We start from the raw sequence: 2033 nt of genomic DNA, 5'->3' as shown, positions 1-2033 counted from the left end.
GGCATGGGCCGTTCTTTACACCACGCGAGCGCGGAACCTTCCCGGACCAGCGTCAGCCGTGTTGGCTGTCTGCTTCTCTGCCCGGAAGGGCCTGGCTGGATGCCCGCTGGATGACGGCTGGCCGTCCGGCCTGCGAGCAGGGGCCAGAAGTGTGCCATTGCCGGTACTTGGGTGCCCTCGGAGGCGAAACGGTGTTCCTGGCCGGACGTGAAGCAGGCAGCCGTGCCAGTTCCCCTCGCGTCAAGGCGTTACGGACGGCGAGGGGCTCCCTAGCTTTCCCACATCAACGCAGCACATCAATTTCGAAAGGGAGAGCGCGAATGCCTCGCTCCTACAGCTTCGACCACTTCCAGGTGCCCAAGACGCTGCCCGTGCAGAAGCGCAGCCTGCGCCAGCGCGACAAGGCGCAGTTCGCCCAGTCGTCGCGGGTGTCGGTGGACGAACACGAGGGCATCCACTATGGCAAGAGCCACGCGCAGACGGAGGAGATCCTCAACGCGCGCAAGATGGAGCTCCAGCTGGAGGAGCTGGCCCGCCCGGAGGCGGACGCCAAGTTCTCCCACGGGCCGGTGTCGAAGGTGAGCGGGGCCGCGAAGAAGCAGCGCAAGGCGGCCGCGTCGCCCGTCATCGGGACGACGGCGCCCATTGGCGCGCTGCCGCCCACCCAGGAGCGCCCGGTGGAGCAGGGCCGTCTGCCGGACCTCATCGACGAGGCGCGCCGGCAGCTCAAGGCCATCCAGTCCGGCGTGGGTGACGTCGCGACGGCGATGCAGCGGCTGGCGCTGCTGCCCCTGGAGGCGGTGCGCCTGGCGGCCCGCCGCATCATCCCGGCCTGACGAAAGAGGGTGGACGACGCGTGGAGCTGACCCTGGTCTCCTACAACATCCACTCCGGCATCGGGGTGGACGGAGCCTTCGACCTGGAGCGCGTGGGCGCGGTCCTGCGGGAGGTGAACGCGGACATCATCGCGCTGCAGGAGGTGGGGGACTTCCGGGGCAAGACGCCCCGGGAGGACCAGCCCGAGCACCTGGCCCAGATGCTCGGGATGCACATGGCCTTCGGACCCAACGTGGTCCGCAATGGCCGCCGGTATGGCAACGCCATCCTCAGCCGGCTGCCGGTGCTCAAGTCGAAGAACTACGACTTGAGCGTGCCGCGCCGCGAACCCCGGGGCGCGCTGAGGTGCGACCTGGACCTGGGCGGAGGCCAGCAGCTGCACGTCTTCTGCCTCCACCTGGGCCTGTCCGTGAGTGAACGGCGCAGGCAGGAGGCGCTGCTCCTGTCCGCGGACCTCCTGCGAGACGCGGCCCGCAAGGACCCCATGGTGGTGTGTGGAGACTTCAACTCCTGGGGCAACGGGCCGGTGTCCTCGCTGGTGCGTGAGGCCATCCACGACGCCGCGTTCGAACTGGGCGCCGCCGCGCGCACGTACCCCACGCGGCTGCCGCTCTTCCGGTTGGATCGCATCTACGTGGACTCGGGCGTGAGGCCGGTGTCGGTGACGCCGCACCGCTCGCCCTTGAGCCGTGTGGCGTCGGACCACCTGCCGCTGGTGATGCGCTTCGAGGCGCCCATCTCCGTGCAGCCGCCGGTCGCACCGCCGGTGCAGCTGATCGGCTAGGAGTGCGGCCTTGCGATAGACTGCGACGCGAGTCCGGTGGTTTCTCGCGTTGAGTGGCCGACGCTGGCGAACGCCGGACAAATTCCTCGCGCCGTGGTTGTCGCGGGGAAGGGGGGTGCCTAGGTTGGCGCCCACGCGCACAGGGACGTGAGCGTCGGCCGGAGAGCGCATGCACGTGGGCAGTGAACAGACGGATCGCGGCGTGGCCGCGCTCGTCGGGCGCATGGCGGACGGCTTCAGTCGCCTGGTGACGCAGCACCTGCAGCTGGCGCGCGTGGAGCTGGCGGAGGACGCGAAGGCCATGGGCCTGGACGTGGCGAGCATCGCCGTGTTCGTGCCCTTCCTGCTCGTGGGCTACGCCTTCGTCTGCGGGGCGCTGGCGGCCGTGCTCGCCCCGTGGACGGGGTGGGCG

3 protein-coding genes are annotated in these 2033 nt (G+C 69.8%); all 3 read left to right on the top strand.

Annotated features, from left to right (window positions below):
- The first annotated feature begins 320 nt into the window (after nt 1-320).
- Nucleotides 321-836, top strand: coding sequence for a hypothetical protein (locus D7X55_RS38900; RefSeq protein ID WP_120549961.1), 516 nt, complete (start codon nt 321-323; stop codon nt 834-836).
- 20 nt (nt 837-856) lie between these two features.
- Nucleotides 857-1621, top strand: coding sequence for an endonuclease/exonuclease/phosphatase family protein (locus tag D7X55_RS38895; RefSeq protein WP_120549962.1), 765 nt, complete (start codon nt 857-859; stop codon nt 1619-1621).
- A gap of 169 nt (nt 1622-1790) precedes the next feature.
- The coding region (locus D7X55_RS38890) for a phage holin family protein (protein ID WP_139924155.1) at nt 1791-2033 on the top strand (243 nt) is incomplete at its 3' end.

Source organism: Corallococcus sp. AB049A (assembly GCF_003668885.1).
GTDB lineage: Bacteria > Myxococcota > Myxococcia > Myxococcales > Myxococcaceae > Corallococcus > Corallococcus interemptor.
Note: the sequence above shows the minus strand (reverse complement) of the source record. Positions and strands in the feature narration are given on the sequence as shown.

Coding starts and splice junctions, on each gene's coding strand:
- D7X55_RS38900 (WP_120549961.1), top strand. CDS start 321: ATGCCTCGCTCCTACAGCTTCGACCACTTCCAGGTGCCCAAGACGCTG.